Genomic DNA, 18,951 nt, shown 5'->3' on the forward strand with positions numbered 1-18,951 from the left:
TCCGATGATCGCGCAAGCGCTCGCCTCCGACATCCCCGTCAGCGGGCGTGCGCGCTTCGGTGCAGGCCGGCGGCCGAGCTGGCGCGCGCTGGCGCTGGCGGCGGCGGCGCAGGCAGTGTTCGTGCCCTTGGCGCTGAGCTTGTCGGCGGAGATCGGCACAGCGCCCGAAGAACGGCTGGTGACGGTCGATCTGACCACCGCCGCGCCGCCGCCCGCCCCACCGCCGCCGCCGCCACCCGCGCCCACAGCGGAGCCGCCCGTCGATGCGCCGGCCGCGGTCAGCGCGCCGCCCGCGCCGCTCGCGCTGGCGGTGGCGGGGCCGGTGGTGCCGGTGCGGCTCGACCTTGCCGCGCCTGCGCCCGCGCCTGTTCCGATGCCGCCGGTGCCCGCGTCAGCCCCGGCCTTAGTCTCCGCTCCCGCGCCCGCCGCTGCGCCGCCGATGATTGCCGACAGCGGGCTCGAGACCAGCCTTGTCGCCGGCGATCCGCCGCGTTACCCCCACGAAAGCCGCCGCAAACGCGAACAAGGCACCGCGGTGCTGCTCGTGATCGTCGGCACCGACGGCCGGGTCGAGGCGATCTCGGTCGCGACCAGCAGCGGCTCGCGCCGGCTTGACGAGGCTGCGCTCAATGCCGTGCGCGGCTGGCGCTGGCAGCCCCGGCGACAGGCGGGCCAGGCGATCAAGGTGCGCGGGATCGTCGAAATTCCCTTTGTTCTCACCTCCGGCAGAAAGTCCCATCACCGTGCTGATTGCGATACCCCGAATTCTCGATGCCGACCGGCTGACGATGGTGCGCAGCGTGATCGACGCGGGCGAATGGACGGGCGGCACGGTGACATCGGGGGTGCAGGCGCGGCTGGTGAAGAACAACCTCCAGCTGCCTGAAGACAGTGAGGCCGCCGTGCGCGCCGGGCAGATCGTGCTCGCCGCATTGCAGGCCAATCCGCAGTTCATTTCCGCCGCGCTGCCGCACCGGCTCTATCCGCCGATGTTCAATCACTACGAAGGCGGGCAGGCGTTCGGCAACCATGTCGACAACGCGCTGCGCGTGCGCGCGGGCACCGACTGGCGGGTGCGCAGCGACCTGTCGATGACGATCTTTCTGGAAGACCCCGATAGCTACGATGGCGGCGAACTGGTGATCGAAACCGATTTCGGCGCGCAATCGGTGAAGCTCGCCGCAGGCGACGGGGTGCTTTATCCCGCCTCCTCGCTCCACCGGGTCGAGCCGGTCACACGCGGGCGGCGGCGGGCGAGTTTCTTCTGGGTGCAGTCGATGGTGCGCGATCCCACGGTGCGCGGTAATCTCTATCGGATGGATCAGGCGATCCAGTCGCTCGCCGCGAAGGTGGGGGTCGACGATCCGGGGATCGTTGCCTTGACGGGCACCTATCACAACCTGCTGCGCCACCACGCCGATGCGTGACGGCGCGGCAGATCACGGTGCGGGTGGTCAGCGCGCGGCGTTGGCCGCGGCATAACGCGCCGAGACCTTACCCCAGTCGACTACCTGCCACCACCCGTCGAGATAATCGGCGCGGCGGCTTTGGTATTTGAGATAATAGGCGTGTTCCCACACGTCGTTGCCGATGATCGGGGTGCCGCGCACCTCGGCGACATCCATCAGCGGGTTGTCCTGATTGGGGGTCGAGGTGATCGCCAGCTTGCCGTCGGCACCGACGATCAGCCACACCCAACCCGAGCCGAAGCGCGCGGTGCCCGCGGCCTTGAACGCGGCCTTGAAGGCATCCATCGAGCCGAATTGCGCATCGATCGCCGCCGCCAGCGCGGGCGAGATCGCACCGACGCGCGCGGCGGGCGCCATCGTCTCCCAGAAAAAGGTGTGGTTCCAGTGCCCGCCGGCATTGTTGCGCACCGCGGCCGGCAGCGTGCCCGCGCGCACCACCAGTTGCTCGATGGTCATCCCCGCCAGCGCCGGATCGGCGGCGACCGCCTTGTTAAGATTGTCGACATAGGCTTGGTGGTGCTTGGAATGGTGAACCGTCATCGTCGCGGTGTCGATCACCGGTTCGAGCGCATCATAACCATAGGGCAGCGGCGCGAGGGTGAAGGCGGCGGGCGCAGGCGTGGCGGCGGCGGGGGCAGGCGCAGGCGCGGTCTGCGCCACCACCGGCGCGCAGCCCGCGGCGCCCACCGCGGCAAGCGCAAGCGCGGAAGCAAGGGCGAAAGCGGCAGGACGGGTCATCGATCTCTCCAGATGGCAAAGGGCGGCCGCGCATGATCGCGCGCTGTTCGCCTCACAAACTTTCCTGCCACAAATATGTGTCTGCCGCGCCCCGGAAAATCCGGCAGGACGAACGCGGTGCAGGGCAGACCGATCAGCCGCGCGATGCATCGCCGCCGCGCCGGGGGCGCAGGCCCGCAACCGCGGCACGGATGCATCATTGGTCGGCGTTTCGTCGCACAAATATCGAAAAAACATCGCGCTCCTGATGGTTTCGCGCCAAGGGAGCCATCTGACCTTTGGACAGACTTGGAGGAATCCCCGTAATGCATCCCCGCACGCTTCTCGCCGGAACCGCGCTTGCCGCGCTTGCCGCGCCGCTTTCGGCCCAGACCGTCATTTCCACGGCGCGCACCACCCCGGTCGTCACCTCCACGGTCAACAATGGTCAGCCCGATTCGGTGCGGATCGAGACCGCGGGGTCGGTCACCGTCACCAGCGGCGCTGCGGTCACGGTCGACAGCAACCACGCGGTCACCAATGCGGGCAAGATCACGGTCACCAACGCCGACAATGCGACCGGCATTCTGGTGACGGGCGCGCGCACCGCCAACATCACCAATTCGGGCACGATCACGATCGATGAAACCTTCGCCCCGACCGACACCGATACCGACGGCGATCTTGACGGGCCGTTCGCGTCCGGCACGGGCCGCACCGCGATCCGCATCGACGGGCCGCTGACCGGCAACCTCGTCCAGACCGGAACGCTGGTGGTCGAAGGCAACAATTCGGCCGGCGTGCGCGCATCGGCACCGATCAACGGCGCGGTCACGCTCGAAGGCTCGACCACGGTGACGGGCAACAACACCGTCGGCGTCGCGCTGGCCGGCGCCACCGGCAATGTCCGGCTGGCCGGCACGATCTCGGTGCGCGGTCAGGATGCACAAGGGGCGGTGCTGACCGGCGATTACGCCGGCACCCTGAAAGTCCAGAGCACGATCACCGCAACCGGTTATCGTTCGACCACGCTCCCCGCTGACGTGACCAAGCTTGACGCGGACGACCTGCTGCAAGGCGGCAGCGCGCTGGTGATCGAAGGCAATCTGGCGCGCGGGATCGTGTTCGAGATCGCCCCGACCGACACCGACACCGCCAACCTCGACGAAGACAATGACGGGATCGAGGATGCCAAGGAAGGCACCACCCGGATCATCGCCTATGGCGCGGCACCTGCAGTTCAGATCGGCGGCGCAGCCGACATGACGATCGGCGCGACGCAGGGCACCAACAGCGGGTTCGGCATCGTGATGGCGGGCACGATCCTTGGCGACGGCGTTTATCAGGGCGTCAATGCCACCGGCATGCGGATCGGCGGACGCGGCGGCGATGTCGCCATCGCAGGCGGGATCGAGATCAACGGCCAGATCGGCGCCGCATCGCGCGGGGGCAATGCCACCGCGCTCGAAATCGCCGGAACCACCACTGCCGCGCTGCTGCGCAACAACGGCACGCTGGCCGCTGCGGTGAGCGGCACCACCGGCACCGGCACCGCCACCGGCCTGCTGATCGGCGCGGATGCCACGGTTCCCGTGCTGCGCACCAATCGCACGATTTCGGCCGGCACCATCGCAACCGGCAGCGCCTATGCGATCCGCGATCTTTCGGGGACGCTGGGCCTCATCGAAAACAGCGCGACCATCAGCGCGACCGGCGCCGCGGCGGGTTCGGGCCGCAATATCGCGATCGATCTGACCGCGCGCAGCGATGACAGCATCGTGCGCCAGATCGTGGTGTCGCCCAGCGTGGCCGCACCCACGATCACCGGTGATATCCGGCTGGGCAGCGGCAATGACCTCGTCGAAGTGCTCGACGGCGCGCTGGCGGGCAATATCTTCTTCGGTGCCGGCACCAACCGGCTGGTCCTGTCGGGTGACGCGGTGATGTTGGGCAATGCCGATTTCGGCGGCGGCGCGGGCACGATGAGCCTTGCGGGCACCGCGGCCTTTGCCGGCGTGCTTGCCAATTCGGCCAATGTCGCGGTCAATGTGGCGGGCGGCTCCTTCGGGATCACCGGCGCATCGACCATCGCCAGCCTCGACATGGGGGCCAATTCGATCCTCGGTGTGACAGTGGGCGGTGCGGCGGGCACCAACACCGCGATCACGGTGACGGGTGCGGCAACCTTTGCCGCCGGCACCAAGGTGCGCGTGCGGTTGACCGATCTCACCACCGCCGGCGGCACCTATGGCGTGCTGACCGCAGGCAGCCTGACCGGCGCGAGCAACCTCACCGCCGACAACACGCTGCTGCCGTTCCTGTTCAAGGGCGCGCTGGCGGTGAGCGGGAACACGCTCAACGTCACCGTGGCGCGCAAGACCGGCGCGGAGCTGGGGCTCAATGCCTCCGAAACGATCGCCTATGACCCGCTGTTCGCCGCATTGTCGAAGGACGTGAAGGTGTCGAACCTGTTCCTCGGCATCACCGATGCGACCGTGTTCCAAGCCTATGTCGCGCAGACGCTGCCCGATCATGCGGGCGGCAATTTCCAGGGCCTGAGCCAGGGCCTGCGCGCCTTCAACCGGCATTTCATGGACCCCGATGCGCCGTTCGACGCGGTCGGCAAGTTCCGGGTGCTGGCCGATGTCGCCAGCTGGAACAGCGAAAAGGACCGCGGCGAGAGCGCGGCCTTCGACCTGTCGGGCTATGGCGCACGGCTCGGGGTGGAATACCTCACCGCGATCGGCGCTTTCGGCGTGACCGGCAGCTATCTGTCGAACGAGCATGACAGCGGCCTCATCGCCAACACCGTCAAGGGCACCAGCTACGAAGCGGGCGCACACTGGCGCGGCAAGTTCGGCCCCGTCATCGCCTTTGCGCGCGCGGGCGCGGGCAAGGCAGATTTCTCGGGCACGCGGCTGTTCCAGGGCGCGGGCACCGATGCCGCCAACTACACCATCGCACGCGAATGGAAGGGCGACTTCATCAGCGCCGCGGGTGGTGCCTCGATCGAGGGCGGCGGGCAGTTCTTCTTCTTCCGCCCGTCGGTGGTGGTCGATTATCTGCGCCTGAAGGAAGACGGCTATACCGAAACCGGCGGCGGCAATGCCTTGAACCTTACGGTCGATGCGCGGTCGAGCAAGCAGGTCGGCATCAACGGCGCGCTGGCAGTCGGGGCCGATCTGTTCGGGATGCAGCGCAACGACCGCGGCTGGCTGCGGATCGAGGCAGAAGGCGGCTGGCGCGAACTTTTGACCGACGATCTGGGCGATACCCGTGCGCGCTACAACACCGGCACGCCGTTCACGCTGGCCAGCGAAGGCGGCGGCTCGGGCTGGTTTGCGCGCGCACGCGTGATGGGCGGCAGCGGCAGCTACCGGATCGGCGGCGAGGCGGGCCTCGAAGACCAGTTCGGCAATCTGGGCTACAGCCTGCGCGCGTCGCTGCGGGTCGGTTTCTGACGATACGGCAGGAGGGGGTTTGGCCCGTGCCAGACCCCCTTCAGACCCGTTCAAACGCCTGTTAGACCGCGTTCAGCGGAGCGTCACGGCGCTGTTTCAGGTGGAAGCGAAGCTCTACGGAGTAGAAACATCGCCCGCAGCATCATCCTGCATCGCCACCAGATAATCGACGATCTGCGGCACCGCGGCCGCGTCGACCGGCGCCTTGTAGAGCGACTGCATCTTGCCCACGATCGATTCCCACTTCTCGCGCGGGACGCGGGGCTGCTGGAGCATGGTCGAGGGCGAATGGCACGCGGTGCAATTGGCGATCACCGCATCGCGGCCTGCAAGATCGGGCAGCTCACCGGGATCGTCGGGCAGCGTGATGCTCGCATCCTGAAACGTCACCGGCGGCGCGGAATCGCAGGCGGCGAGCAGCGCCAGCAGCGGTAGAGCGATCAGCGGCTTCATGATGCCCTCAGGGTGATGCGTTCGATCACGTTGCGGGCATAGCCCGAAGGGTTCCAGACCAGCGCATCGGGCTGAACCGCGCCCTTGGTGTTGGCCGCGCGCACGCCGATTTCGGCAAGGTCGCCCGCGACCTGCGGCAGCGTCAACCGCCAGCGGCGGAAGGCATAGGGGCCGTGTTCTTGGGGTCCGAGTTCGCAGGGAATTTCCCAGCCCTTGCCGACCAGATCGACGCGTTCGACCCCGCAATCACCGCCAAAGGCAAAGCCTTCGAGCGTCACGGGTTCGCCCAGCGCAACCGTGTCGCCATCGGCGTGGCTGGTGATGAAACTGCGCGGAGGCATCGCGGTGATCGGGACGGTGGGAAAATCCTTGTCACCCGGCGCGACCGGTGCGGTGGGAAAGCGGTAGGTTTCGGCCATGTAATGGCTCTCGTCCTCGCCGGTCAGCACCTCGATGGTCGAGAGCATCTTGACCCAATAGGTCGAAAACCACCCCGGCACGACGATCCGCAGGGGAAAGCCGTGGAGGATCGACAGCGGCTCGTCGTTCATCGCCCAGGCGACCAGCACATCATCGCGCAGCGCAATATCCATCGGCACCGACTTGATGAACTGCGGCGCGCCGTCGGTCAGCGGCACGTCGAGCCCGGCAAAGCGCACGCGCCGCGCCTGTGGGGCGATGTCGCCCGCCAGCGCCAGCACATCGCGCAGCCGCACCCCGGTCCACTTGGCGCAGGCCATCGCGCCGTTGCCCCACTGCGTGCCGGTGACGCGCGGCTGCGACAGGCCGCGCCCGTTGCCCGCGCACTGGTTGACCGCAACGATCGAGAGCTGTTCGCCCGCGGCCGCGATCTGGTCGAGCGTCAGCGACACCGGCTTGCCGACCGCGCCGCCCACCGCCACGCGGTGCGCGCCTGCCTTCACCTCGGTCGGCATCGCCCAGTTCCAGCGCACGAAATGCTGCGCGTTGGGGGTGATCGTGCCTTCGCGGAAGACGGCCATCGGCGCTTCGAGCAGCGGCGGGCGGATGCGCTGGACGATCATCCCGCTCTTGCCCGGAAAATCGGGGGTGGTGGGCCTGAGGCTCGGCCCGCCGGGCAGGCCAAGGTCGATCATCCCGGAAAGCGATGCGACCGCAGGCGCCGCCAGCGCAGCGGTGCCCGCACCGGCGATCAGCGCGCGCCGGGTCAGTGCCCGTTCGGTCATGCGTCCGCCGCTTCCAGCCGGGCGATCAGCGCGCGGATATCGGCCACTTCGAGACCATGCGCAGCGATCAGATCGGCTATATCGTCGATCCGCGCCATTTCGCCATCGTCGCGCATGATCGAACAGATCACTGCCGCATCGCCCGCGCCCGCTGCCCTCGCCAGATCGATCGCCGCCTCGCACGCCGCCGCGCGCTCGCGCACGCCGCCCGCGCGGGCGATCAGCGGGAAGACGTGGCCGGGCGAATGGATGTGCTGAGGGCCCGCATCGTCGGCAATCGCCACGCGCACCGTGTGCGCGCGGTCAGCCGCCGAAATGCCGGTCGAGACACCTTCCTCGGCCTCGATCGAGCGCGCGAACGGCCGCCCGGTCTGGCGCGCGGTGCCGGGATTGATGAGGGTGAGGCCAAGCTGCGCAGCACGCTCCGGCGTGACCGAAAGGCAGATCAGGCCGCGGCCATGCGTCGCCATGAAATTGATCGCTTCGGGGGTCACGTGGTGCGCGGCCACCATCAGGTCGATATCCCCGCCGCGCAGCGCGTCGCCCGCGATCACCACGATCCGCCCGGCAGCAATCGCCGCCAGCGCCGCGTCCAGATCGCCGCTCATCAGGCGAGATCCCGTCCGGCGGCAAAGCTTTTCGCGCCGAGCACCACCTGCTTGCCCACCAGCTCGATCTGCCCGCGCGCGCGTTCGTCAAGGCATTCGCCATCGGGGGAGAACAGCCCTTGATAGGTGCGGATCGTGGCGCCCATCGGGGTCGGCCAGCCGCGCAAGGCATGGGTGATCGCGCGCATCGTCAGCAGCGTCGACATGGATGCCTGATCGCCGAAGGCGGTGGCGATCAGCCCGACCGCGCGGCCATCGAGATAGGGGCGCTCATCGCGCGCGAGGTCTTCAAGATAATCGAGCGCGTTCTTGATCACGCCCGAAATCGTGCCGTGATACCCCGGCGCGGCGATCAGCAGACCGTCCGCCGCGCGCACCGCTTCGACCAGTTCTGCGCCCATTTCGGAAGTGTATCCCGGCCCGCGGTAGTGCGAGAGGGCGGCGCAATATTCGCCGCCGAACACGGTCACTTCGGCCCCGTCGGCAGCCGCGATACTGGCCGCGAGCCGCAGCGCCTGTTCGGTCGAGGAACCGGGATTGACCGTGCCGCCGAGGGCCACAATGCGGGTCATTGGGGGGTGATCCTTTCAGAGAGATAGGCTTCGAGCCGCGCGGTCTGCGCAGGCGTGAAATGGAGGCCGAGCTTCGTGCGCCGCCACAGGACATCCGCGGCGGTGCGCGCCCATTCGCTGGCGACAAGGTAGTCGACTTCGGCAGCGGTAAGGCCGTGGCCGAAATCCTCGCCCAGATCGGCAAGGCTGACCGCATCGCCAAGGAAGGCAGAGGCGCGCGTGCCGTAAAGCCGGATCAACCGCTGCGCGGCGCGCTGCGAGAGGAAGGGATAGGCTGCGGCAAGCTCGGCGATCCTGGCACCCGCCTCGGTTATGGCGAAATCGCCGCCGGGCAGGCTGGCGCTGCCCGTCCAGTCGCCACCTTTCAGCGCGGGGAGGTAGGGCGCAAGCTGATCGACCGCTTCGGCGGCGAGGTGGCGATAGGTGGTGATCTTGCCGCCGAACACCGACAATAGCGGCGGCGTGCCGTCGGTGCCGCCATCGACCTCGAAGCGGTAGCCGCGCGTTGCCGCCTCGGGCTTGCCCGAACCGTCGTCGACCAGCGGGCGGACGCCGGAATAGGTCCAGACGACATCGTCGGGCGTGACGGGTGTGCGGAAATATTCCGATGCGCCCGCGCACAGGTAGGCGATTTCCTCCGCGCTCGCCTTCACTTCGGCCAGCGATCCGTCGTGATCGACATCGGTGGTGCCGATCAGCGTGAAATCGGTCTCGTAGGGGATCGCAAAGAAGATCCGCCCGTCGGGCAGCTGGAAGAAATAGGCATAGTCGTGATCGAACAGGCGGCGCACCACGATATGCGAGCCGCGCACCAGCCGCATCTTCTGCGCCGAAGGCTCGCCCGCACGGCCCAAGAGGTCGAGCACGCGCGGCCCGGCGGCATTGACCACGGCGCGGGCGCGGAAGGTCTCGCCGCCCGCCGTGATCCGCCACACCTCACCCTCGCGGGCGAGCGCGGTAACCTCGCAGCGCGTCCTCACCTCGGCCCCGCGATCCGCCGCATCGCGCGCGTTGAGGATGACGAGGCGGGCATCGTCGACCCAGCCATCCGAATAGGCAAAGGCGCGGGTGTATTGCGGTTGCAACGGCGCGCCGGCGGGATGGCGGGTCAGATCGACGCCCTCGGCCGCCGGAAGCCGCTTTCTGCCGCCAAGGTGGTCGTAAAGAAACAGCCCCAGCCGCACCAGCCAGCGCGGGCGCAGTCCGGGGCGGTGGGGCAGGATGAAACGCAGCGGCCAGATGATATGCGGCGCAATGCCCCATAGCACCTCGCGCTCGCTCAGTGCCTCGCGCACCAGACCGAATTCGTAATGTTCGAGATAGCGCAGTCCGCCGTGGATCAGCTTGGTCGAATTGGACGATGTCCCCTCCGCCAGATCGCCGCGTTCGAGCAGCAGCACGCGTGCTCCGCGCCCTGTCGCATCGCGCGCGATCCCTGCGCCGTTGACGCCGCCGCCGATCACCGCAAGGTCGAAAGTCTGCTCCATCAGATCACCCATTCGGCAAAGCCCAGCGCCACCACGAGCGAGGCGATGGTTGCTGCCAGCACCGGCATCACCGCGCGCCAACCGAGGCCCAGCAGCAGATCGGTGCGCGTCCGCATCGCAGTGGCGGTAACCGCGAGCAGCAGCAATGTCTTGGACAAAGTGAGCGAGGCGGCGGCAACCTGCGCGGGCAGGGTGACGAGCGAATTCAACGCAACCAGCGCGAGGAAGGCCAGAATGAAGCCCGGCAGCAGCGGCACTTTTGCGCGGCCGACGCCGGCGGGCAGCGGCTGCGCGCGCGCGATCCACAGCGCCGCGAGCGTGACCAGCGGGGCGAGCAATGCGACGCGGGTGAGCTTCACCACGGTTGCCTGCGCGCCCGCTGCATCCGACACGGCAAAGCCTGCACCGATGGCCTGCGCCACGTCATGGATCGACGCGCCGACCAGAAAACCCGCCTGCGCATCGGTAAAGCCGAGCATCTGGGTCAAGGGCGGATAGGCGATCAGCGCGATCGCGCTTGCGGCGGCAAGGATCACCAGTGTCAGGGTGAACTGCGCCTGATCCACCCGCTCGCGCCCGATCACGCCATAAAGCGCCAGCGCCGCCGACGCGCCGCAGATCGCGGTCGCCCCGCCGCCGAGCAGCCCGATCGCCGGGCTCTGCCCCGTCGCCTTCGCGGCGGCGAGCGCGGCGACAAGCGCCGAGGCCATCACCAGCGCGAGCCCCGCAAAGGGAACCAGCCCCATCGCGGCGACCTGCATCGCGGTGACCTGCAATCCTAACAGCGCGATCCCTGCGCGCAGGCCGTGGCGGGATACCGCGTCGAGCCCGTCATGCGTGCGCGGATCGGCGGAGGCGAAATTGAGCGCAAGGCCGAGCAGCAGCCCGGCGAGGATCACCGGCACCCCGTAATTCTGCGACAGCCACGCCGCCGCCGCGCCCGCGATGGCACTGATCGCAAGACCGGGGACGAAGCGCGACAGCGGCTTCTTCTGCGCGCGCGCCGCATCCGCCGTATCGGCGAGCATCATCTCGCCATAGAGATCGCCGGCAAAAGCCTCGAACTGGGGGGCGGGGCCACGCTTCATGCGCGTCTGATCCTGCTCTGTCTCACGGTGTCATATCCCTAACCCGAGCCGTCCGCTTTGGCAACCACGGCCGCCTATGCGAACAGATCAGCCCCGTCTTGCGGGCGCCGGATCACGGGGATGAGCCACTGGAACCACGCCAGCGCCACCAGATAGGAGGCCGAGGCAAACACGAAGAGCGGCACGAAGCCATAACCTGCATCGAGCACGCGGCCCGCGACAAGGCTGATCGCGACCCCGCCCATGTTGCCCATGAACGCGCCGAAGGCCGTGACGCGGCCGACCTTGGCCTGCGGAACGACATCGGTGATCGTCGAGAACAGCGAGAGCGAGAAGCCCTGATGCCCCGCCATCACCACCCCGATCATCACCGCCACGGGCCAGAAACTGTCCATCGCCAGCACCAGCGGCAGCGGCGCGACGATCAGCGCGCAGGCGAGCATCACGCTTTTGCGCACGCGGTTCGGGCTCCACCCGGCTTCGAGCAGGCGGGTCGAAATCCATCCGGCACCCAGCGCGCCAAGCCCCGATCCGGCAAAGGCAATTGCCAGCGGCACGGCAAGCTCCAGTGTCGAAAGGCCGAATTCCTTGCGGTAGTAATCGGCGAGCCAGAAATTGATGAACCACCAGGTCATGTCGGAAAGCGCCTTGGCGACGACGATGCCCCACGTCTGGCGGCTTTTCAGAATCGCGCCGTAAGCCTCGCCGCCGGCAACCTCGCCTTTCGATGCGTCCCGGCGCGTGTGCAACTGCGCGATCCCGCGCGCCAGCCACATCCACGCGATGAGCGAGACAAAGCCGCCGATCCCGCCCGCCACCAAGGCCCCGCGCCACCCGACGCTGAGCGCGAGCGCGGGGATCACGAAAGGCATCGCGATCGTGCCTGCGCCCGCCAGCAGCGTCGCAAAGCCGAAGGCGAAGCTGCGCTTGTCGGGCGGGAACAGCGTGGCGACGGTCTTGATCGTCAGCGGAGTCTGCACCGCCTCGGTCACGCCGAGGCCCATGCGCGCCGCGATCACGTGGGAGGTGGTGATCGCCCAGCCGTGCGCGATCGCGGCAAGGCTCCACGCCGACGCGCCGACCTGCATTGCGCGGTTGACCGACAGGCGGTCGACCAGCCAGCCGGTGAACAGGAAGGCAAAGGCCGCGGAAAACTGCGTCACCGCGGCCAGATCGCCGAAGTCGCTGTCGCTCCAGCCGAAATCGGCCATCATGTCGGGCTTCAGGATCGCGATGATCGGGCGGTCCATCGCGTTGAACACGCCCGCGATGCACAGCACCGTGAACAGCGCCCAGCGCAGCCGCACGGGGATGGCGGTGTGATGGGGTGGAGAAATGTCAGCGGCCATCACGGGTTCCTAACGAAAGCAGCAGGGAAAGCGCAAGCATGGGGCAAGCCGAGACACAAAGGGCCGCCGGATCGCTCCGACGGCCCCTCGTGATTGCAATCCTCGGGCGCGATCAGCGCGTCCGCACGCGCAGGGACACGCCGACATAACGATCCGCATCGCGCGGGATCTGCAAGCGGCGGCCGTTCTCGATGTTAAGCAGCACGTAGCTTTCATCGGTGATGTTGCGCACGTGGAAGGTCAGCCGGTACTTGTCCTCGATATCCGACACCCCGATCGAGGCATTCCAGATGCCATAGGGATCGATCCGGGTGTTGGGCGACTGGCCAAGGTCCGAATATTGCGTGCTGGTATGGCGGTAATCGGTGTTGAGATAGAGCACCGCCGCATCGCCGAGCTCCTTGGTGTAGTCGCCGCCCAGCGTATAGACGAAGCGCGGGGCGAGCGGCAGCACGGTGCCGTTGCGCGCATCGGGCGCGCCGGTGGTGGGGTTGGGGTTGAATTCCTTGACCCGCGCATCGGCATAGGCGGCGCTGGCGCGCAGGTTGAGGCCATCGACCGGGTTGACGATCAGATCGGCTTCGAAGCCTTCGCTCTTCACCGTGCCCGCATTGGTCAGGTTCGAGATCGTCGCGCCGTTGACGACGATGAAGTTGTTGGCCTGGAACCCGTCATATTCGACCGTGAAGGCCGCGACATTCAACTGCACGCGGTTGTCGAGGAACTGCGTCTTTGCGCCAATTTCGAAGCTGTCGGACAATTCCTCGTCAATCGGCACCGCGTTGTTGGGGGCGGTGTGGTTGAAGAAGACGTTGAAGGCCGGGCCCTTGTAGCCGCGGGTGTAGGACCCGTAGAACATCACATCGTCGCTCGGCGTGAATTGCAGCACCGCCTTGCCCGACAGGTTGCCGTTGGTTGTTTCGCCGCGGCTGGTGTTGGTGCCGTTGCCGCCGTTGGCGATCAGGCCGCCCGCGGGGTTGAGGTTGGTGCCCGGGCCTGCCGCCGGAAGCCCGGTCGCCGCATTCACGGCGGGCGCGCGGGTGTGCGTGAAGGACAGATCGTCCCAGGTGTAACGCAGGCCGCCCGTCAGCGAGAGCTGCTCGGTGAAGCGGTAGGTCGCCTGGCTGAAGATCGCATAGTTCTTCGATGTCACGTCGCTGCGCGAGGTTGCGGTCGGGAACAGCGTGTTGACCCGGTCATTGAGATTGCACGGCACCGCGCCGCCCGGCAGCGCGGGCAGGGTCGAGGTCGCGCAGGTCACGCCGCTGCGGGTGAAATCCTGCGAGTTGTCGGACCGCCACGCGAACGCGCCGACCTGATAGAAGAACGGCGCGCTCTGATCCGAGGCAAGCCGGATTTCGGCCGAAACCTGCTCGGTCTTGACCGTGCCGACATCGTGCAACTGGCCCGCGCCGACGATCGCCCGCGGCAGGAAATCGCCTTCGCGAAATTCGGTATTTTCCCAGTTGCGATAGCCCAGCACGACGCTGAGCGTGTGCGTGTCGCTGAGTTCGAAATCGCCGTTGCCGGTCAGGCTCCACTGCTGGTCCTCGGCGCGGGTTTCAAAGTCGTGATTGACGAAGCGCTGTCGCTCGCCAATTGCCACGCCGTTCGGCAGCGCGAGCAGCGCATCCTGCACCGCGCCGCGGCTGGCGCCGGTGACATCGGTGCAGCAATCGTCGTCGGCCTCATAGTAATCGGCGATCAGGCGGACGGTGCTGATGTTGTCGTCATAGTCGAGAATGCCGCGCACGCCGAACCGTTCGTAGCCGTTGACCTTGTTGTTCCGGCCGCCATTGATGTTGGTGATGTTGCCATCATAGCTGCCGTAGAACCCGGTCACGCGGCCGCTGAGGTTTTCGGCGATCGGCCCGCTGATCGCGGCGCGCAGGCGGTATTCGTCGCCTTCGAACCAGTCCGCACCGACTTCGGCTTCGAGGGTGTCGGTCCCGCCCTTGGAGACGATGTTGACCAGACCTGCCGAAGCGTTGCGGCCGAACAGGGTGCCCTGCGGCCCGCGCAGCACTTCGAGGCGCTGGATATCGACCAGATCCATGAAGGCCTGACCCGAACGGCTGAGCACGACGCCATCGACAACGGTGGACACACTGGGTTCTGCCGCGACCGAGAAGGTGATCGTGCCGACACCGCGCATCACGATCGCGCTGTTGGCGCTGGTGGTGCCCTTGCGGAAGGTCACGGAAGGCACGACCGCGCCGATATTCTCAAGGCTGAAGACCGCAGCCTGATCCAGCCGGTCGCCCGAAACCGCGCTGATCGCGATCGGCACGTCCTGGACGTTTTCCTCGACCTTCTGGGCGGTTACGACGATTTCTTCGACCTGTGCCAGCACCGGCGCGGCGGCGGTGAAGGCCAGTGTGCTGGCGGTCAGCGCAAGCGTGCGCAGCGCGAATCGGGTGGTGGTGGGCATTGCTGTGTTCTCCCCTCTGGACGTGATCGACTCTTACGGGCGGCAGGTTTCAGCCTCCGCTCGAACGGTCGATCTTTGCGGGTCGGGTTGCGCTTTTGGCTTGGCTATGTCAAGCGGTGTCAGACGAGACCGAGCAACCGGTCGGAGAGGGATTGCACAGCGCAGATGGTCGAAATGACACCATGCGACGGGGGATTTGCACTGCGTCTGGCAGGCCGCGACGTGCTGCGCCATGTGCCCGAAAGCCTCGCGATTTCCTTGGCTTGCGGCGCGCCGGAGGTGACGATGGTGCGCGGCAATTTTCGCCTGTTGGATGCGCCTGTTGCCGCAGGGCCACTATCGCGCGCAGAAGCGGAGGGGGCGGGGCGGATGGTGCTTTCGAGCGCCGATGATACCGCGAGACTCGCGGTCGTGCTCGATGGGGCGCGCCTCACGCTCACCGCGCTGTCGCCGCACGACCGGATCACGGTGGATTTCGCGCTCGAAGATGGCGACGTGCTGTGGGGCGGGGGTGAGCAGATGAGCTACCTCGCGTTGAACGGCCGCAATTTCCCGATCTGGACGAGCGAGCCCGGCGTCGGGCGCGAACCCGGCACGCATCTTACAGATCAGGCGAGCGCCGATGGCAGCTTTGCCGGCGGCGATTACTGGACGACCAACTATCCCGAACCCACCGTGCTGTGTTCGGGCGGCTGGGCGATAAGCCTCGCCAATGCCGAATATGCCGAACTCGACGCGCGGCAGCCGGGCATCCTGCGGGTGCATGTCTGGTCTGGCGAGGTTATTATCGACCTGTTCGAAGGCACTCCCGCCGAACTCACCCGGCAGTTGGGCGAGCGGTTCGGCCCGCGTCAGCCCCTGCCCGAATGGGGGATCGGCGGCGCGGTGGTCGGGCTGAAACAGGGCGATGCCAGTTTCGAACGGCTCGAACATCTGCTGGAAGCCGGAGCCGCCATCAGCGGGTTGTGGTGCGAAGACTGGGTCGGCGTGCGCGAGACCAGTTTCGGGCGCCGGCTGTTCTGGGACTGGCAGTGGAATGCGCAGCGTTATCCCGATCTGCCGCTGCGCATCGCCGCCTTGAAACAGCGCGGCATCCGCTTTCTTGGCTATGTGAACCCCTATCTCGCGGTCGATGGCCCGCTGTATCCCGAGGCTGCGGCCAAGGGATATTTCGCCAGATGCCTCGACAGCGATGAACCCTACGCGGTCGATTTCGGCGAATTCTATGCCGGCGTGGTCGATTTCACCAATCCCGAGGCTGCCGCGTGGTTTGCCGAAGAGGTGATCGGCAAGCGGATGCTCGATTTCGGGCTCGATGGCTGGATGGCCGATTTCGGCGAATATCTCCCCACCGACCTGCGCCTCTTCGATGGCGACCCGATGCAGGAGCACAACCGCTGGCCGGTGCGCTGGGCCGAGGTCAATGCGCGCGCTGTCGCCTCGCGCGGGCGCACGGGCGATGTGCTGTGGTTCATGCGCGCCGGGCACACCGGCGTCTCCGTGCATTGCCCCTTGCTGTGGGCAGGCGACCAGTCGGTCGATTTCAGCCGCCATGACGGGATCGGCACGGTGATCACCGCCGCGCTGTCATCGGGGCTGGTCGGCAATGCCTTCAGCCATTCGGATGTCGGCGGCTACACCAGCCTGTTCGGCAATGTCCGCAGCGAGGAATTGATGCTGCGCTGGTATGAACTGGGCGCCTTCAGCCCGGTGTTTCGCACCCACGAGGGCAACCGGCCCGACGACAATCTCCAGATCGACAGCAACGACACGCTGATCGCGGGCTTCGTGCGCTGGAGCCGGGTCCACGCCGCGCTCGCGCCCTATGTGCAGCACCTTGTCACCGAGGCGCAGGCAAACGGCCTGCCCGCACAGCGCGCACTGTTCCTGCACTATCCCAAGGACGCCGAGACCTTCACCATCCAGGACCAGTTCCTGTATGGCGCGGACATGCTGGTGGCCCCCGTGATCGAGCAAGGCGCCGAGGCGCGCCGGGTCTATCTTCCGGGCGAGGGCGCGTGGCGCCACTTGTGGAGCGGGCGCGATTACGCGCCGGGCTGGCACGATGTTGAGGCCCCGATCGGCGCGCCGCCGGTGTTCTATCGCCCGGCCAGCGCCTTTGCCCACATCTTCGAAAGCTTAGCCGCATGAGCCGCGCGAACATCCGCGATGTCGCCGCGCGCGCCGGGGTGGCGGTGAAGACCGTCAGCCGGGTGATGAACGGCCACCCCTATGTCAGCGCCGAACTGAAGGCGCGGGTGGAAAAGGCGATGGCGGAACTCGACTATCGCCCTTCGGTCGCGGCGCGCATCTTGTCGGGCGCAAAATCGGGGCAGGTCGCGCTGATCTACGACAATCACAGCCCCTATTACATGTTCCAGATCCAGAAGGGCTGCTGGGAGGTGTGCCACGACAACGGCATCCGCCTGCTCGCCCAGCCGGTCGATGTCGCCGATCCGGCGGTGGGCGATCAGGTGCGCGGGCTGGTGCGCGAAACCCATGTCGACGGGATCATCCTGTCCTCGCCCGTGACCGATTGCGAAAGCGTGCTGCGCGCGCTCGAAGGGATGGACGTGCCCTTCGTGCGGATTTCGCCCGGCACCAACCATGCGCTCACCTCGAGCGTGTTCATGGACGATGCGCAGGCCGCCGATGACATGACCACGCATCTGATCAATGCAGGCCACCGGCGGATCGGGTTCATCAAGGGCCACACCAACCACATGGCGTCCGACGACCGCCTGTTCGGATACCGCCGCGCGCTGGACCGCGTCGGCATCCCGTTCGAGCCGAGCCTTGTGGTCGACGGCGAGTTCGATTTCGACAGCGGGGTCGCGGGCGCGCGGATGCTGCTCGATAGCGCCGAGCGGCCCACCGCGATCTTCGCTTCGAACGACGACATGGCCGCCGGCGTGCTCGCGGTCGCGCATGATCGCGGGATCAACGTGCCTGCCGAACTGTCGGTCGCGGGGTTCGACGATACCACGCTGGCGCGCACCGTGTGGCCGCCGCTCACCACCATTCGCCAGCCGATGGCGGACCTCGCCCGCACAGCGACCCAGATCCTGATCGCAGGCGGGGACATCACCCACAAACGCCTGCCCCACGACCTTGTCGAGCGCGCTTCGGTCGCGCCCCCAAAGAGGAACTAAGCATGAGTGAACTGCCCCTGCCGCCCGCCACCCGCCGTCTTGGCAACAGCGATATCGAAGTCTCCCCGATCGCGTGGGGGATGTGGCGGCTGGCCGAGGATGGCCGCACCGCCGCTGACGCGGCCAGGCTGGTGCACGCTGCGCTCGATGCCGGGATCACCTTCCTCGACACCGCCGATATCTACGGCTTCGACGGCAAGAGCGGTTTCGGCGATGCCGAGGCGCTGCTGGGCGAGGTGCTGGCCGGCGATGCGTCGCTGCGGGACAAGATGGTGCTCGCCACCAAGGGCGGCATCCTGCCCCCGCTCCCTTACGATCAGAGCGCGGATTACCTGCGCGAGGCGATCGACAATTCGCTCAGCCGGCTGAAGGTGGACAGTGTCGATCTGTGGCAGATTCACCGTCCCGATATCCTCGCCCATCCGCAGGAAACCGCGCGCGTGCTCGACGATGCGGTGGCGAGCGGCAAGGTGAAGGCACTGGGCGTTTCCAACTTCACGATTGCACAGACCGCCGCGCTCCAACATTTCCTCGGGCACAAGCTGGCGACGACCCAGCCTGAAATCAGCCCGCTGCGCATCGACTGCTTCGAAAACGGCGAGCTTGATCAGGCGATGATGCTGGGCCTCACCCCGATGGCATGGTCGCCGCTCGGCGGCGGTCGTCTTGCTGCGCCCGAAACCGCGCGCGACAAGGCGGTGGCCGCCGCGCTCGATGCCGTGGCCGAGGCGCAGGGCGTGTCGCGCACGGTCGCAGCCTACAGCTGGCTGATGGCGCATCCGGCGGGGATCATCCCGATCATCGGATCGCAGAACCCCGCCCGGATTGCCGAGGGCGCGCAGGCGCTTACCGTCCGCTGGACGCGCACCGAATGGTATGCGGTGCTGGTCGCGGCGCGGGGCGTGCCACTGCCCTGACACGCGCGCCGCACCAGAACACAAGACTTGGACGAGGACGTA

At 67.3% G+C, this 18,951-nt stretch carries 15 protein-coding genes; 6 read left to right on the plus strand and 9 right to left on the minus strand.

All coding sequences use genetic code 11. The annotated features are described in order from the left end of the window. Window positions 1-4 precede the first annotated feature (4 nt). Complete coding sequence (locus A9D12_RS15035; protein ID WP_082925472.1) at window positions 5-886, plus strand: energy transducer TonB; 882 nt, start codon at window positions 5-7, stop codon at window positions 884-886. Next, a complete protein-coding gene (locus A9D12_RS08270; RefSeq protein WP_231889578.1) occupies window positions 789-1,427 on the plus strand; it encodes a Fe2+-dependent dioxygenase in 639 nt (212 codons plus the stop codon). Before A9D12_RS15035 ends, A9D12_RS08270 begins: the two co-directional genes overlap by 98 nt. Window positions 1,428-1,454: 27 nt before the next feature. Here the strand turns inward: A9D12_RS08270 and A9D12_RS08275 are convergent, their stop codons facing one another. Beyond that, window positions 1,455-2,207, minus strand: a complete 753-nt coding sequence (locus tag A9D12_RS08275; RefSeq protein WP_068350849.1) for a superoxide dismutase — start codon at window positions 2,205-2,207, stop codon at window positions 1,455-1,457. Window positions 2,208-2,512: 305 nt separating this feature from the next. On the opposite strand from A9D12_RS08275, the gene A9D12_RS08280 reads away from it, so the two are divergent. Further along, complete coding sequence (locus tag A9D12_RS08280; protein WP_068350850.1) at window positions 2,513-5,647, plus strand: autotransporter outer membrane beta-barrel domain-containing protein; 3,135 nt, start codon at window positions 2,513-2,515, stop codon at window positions 5,645-5,647. Between the two features lie 114 nt (window positions 5,648-5,761). Here the strand turns inward: A9D12_RS08280 and A9D12_RS08285 are convergent, their stop codons facing one another. The 8 genes from A9D12_RS08285 to A9D12_RS08320 all read right to left on the minus strand — a co-directional run bounded on the left by A9D12_RS08285 (window position 5,762) and on the right by A9D12_RS08320 (window position 14,840). Then, on the minus strand, window positions 5,762-6,100 hold the full coding sequence (locus A9D12_RS08285; protein WP_068350851.1) for a hypothetical protein: 339 nt from the start codon (window positions 6,098-6,100) through the stop codon (window positions 5,762-5,764). After that, window positions 6,097-7,305: a molybdopterin-dependent oxidoreductase gene (locus A9D12_RS08290; protein WP_068350852.1), complete on the minus strand. Its 1,209-nt coding sequence runs from the start codon at window positions 7,303-7,305 to the stop codon at window positions 6,097-6,099. The genes A9D12_RS08285 and A9D12_RS08290 overlap by 4 nt, the downstream gene beginning before the upstream one ends. Continuing rightward, window positions 7,302-7,913 carry a 3,4-dihydroxy-2-butanone-4-phosphate synthase gene (locus A9D12_RS08295; protein WP_068350853.1) on the minus strand — a complete coding sequence of 204 codons (612 nt, stop codon included), beginning with the start codon at window positions 7,911-7,913 and terminating at the stop codon, window positions 7,302-7,304. Before A9D12_RS08295 ends, A9D12_RS08290 begins: the two co-directional genes overlap by 4 nt. Further along, on the minus strand, window positions 7,913-8,485 hold the full coding sequence (locus A9D12_RS08300; RefSeq protein ID WP_068350854.1) for an NADPH-dependent FMN reductase: 573 nt from the start codon (window positions 8,483-8,485) through the stop codon (window positions 7,913-7,915). The genes A9D12_RS08295 and A9D12_RS08300 overlap by 1 nt, the downstream gene beginning before the upstream one ends. Further along, a complete protein-coding gene (locus A9D12_RS08305) occupies window positions 8,482-9,984 on the minus strand; it encodes a glycerol-3-phosphate dehydrogenase (protein ID WP_231889579.1) in 1,503 nt (500 codons plus the stop codon). The genes A9D12_RS08300 and A9D12_RS08305 overlap by 4 nt, the downstream gene beginning before the upstream one ends. Next, window positions 9,972-11,060 (minus strand): YeiH family protein, encoded by a 1,089-nt coding sequence (locus tag A9D12_RS08310; RefSeq protein WP_068350855.1) that lies wholly within the window; start codon window positions 11,058-11,060, stop codon window positions 9,972-9,974. The genes A9D12_RS08305 and A9D12_RS08310 overlap by 13 nt, the downstream gene beginning before the upstream one ends. A gap of 74 nt (window positions 11,061-11,134) precedes the next feature. Further along, entirely contained in the window at window positions 11,135-12,409 is a 1,275-nt protein-coding gene (locus A9D12_RS08315) for an MFS transporter (RefSeq protein WP_082925473.1), read from the minus strand. Between the two features lie 112 nt (window positions 12,410-12,521). Next, window positions 12,522-14,840 carry a TonB-dependent receptor gene (locus A9D12_RS08320; protein WP_068350857.1) on the minus strand — a complete coding sequence of 773 codons (2,319 nt, stop codon included), beginning with the start codon at window positions 14,838-14,840 and terminating at the stop codon, window positions 12,522-12,524. Window positions 14,841-15,005: 165 nt separating this feature from the next. Between A9D12_RS08320 and A9D12_RS08325 the strand changes: the two genes are divergently transcribed. The 3 genes from A9D12_RS08325 to A9D12_RS08335 are packed head-to-tail and all read left to right on the plus strand — an operon-like array spanning window position 15,006 to window position 18,909. After that, the gene (locus A9D12_RS08325; RefSeq protein WP_068350858.1) at window positions 15,006-16,991 is read left to right on the plus strand and encodes an alpha-glucosidase; all 1,986 of its coding nucleotides are present in this window, start codon (window positions 15,006-15,008) and stop codon (window positions 16,989-16,991) included. Next, window positions 16,988-17,992 (plus strand): LacI family DNA-binding transcriptional regulator, encoded by a 1,005-nt coding sequence (locus A9D12_RS08330; RefSeq protein WP_068350859.1) that lies wholly within the window; start codon window positions 16,988-16,990, stop codon window positions 17,990-17,992. The genes A9D12_RS08325 and A9D12_RS08330 overlap by 4 nt, the downstream gene beginning before the upstream one ends. A gap of 2 nt (window positions 17,993-17,994) precedes the next feature. Beyond that, window positions 17,995-18,909: an aldo/keto reductase gene (locus tag A9D12_RS08335; RefSeq protein WP_068350860.1), complete on the plus strand. Its 915-nt coding sequence runs from the start codon at window positions 17,995-17,997 to the stop codon at window positions 18,907-18,909. Window positions 18,910-18,951 lie beyond the last annotated feature (42 nt).

Origin of the sequence: Erythrobacter neustonensis (assembly GCF_001663175.1) — a bacterium.
GTDB classification, from domain to species: Bacteria; Pseudomonadota; Alphaproteobacteria; order Sphingomonadales; family Sphingomonadaceae; genus Erythrobacter; species Erythrobacter neustonensis.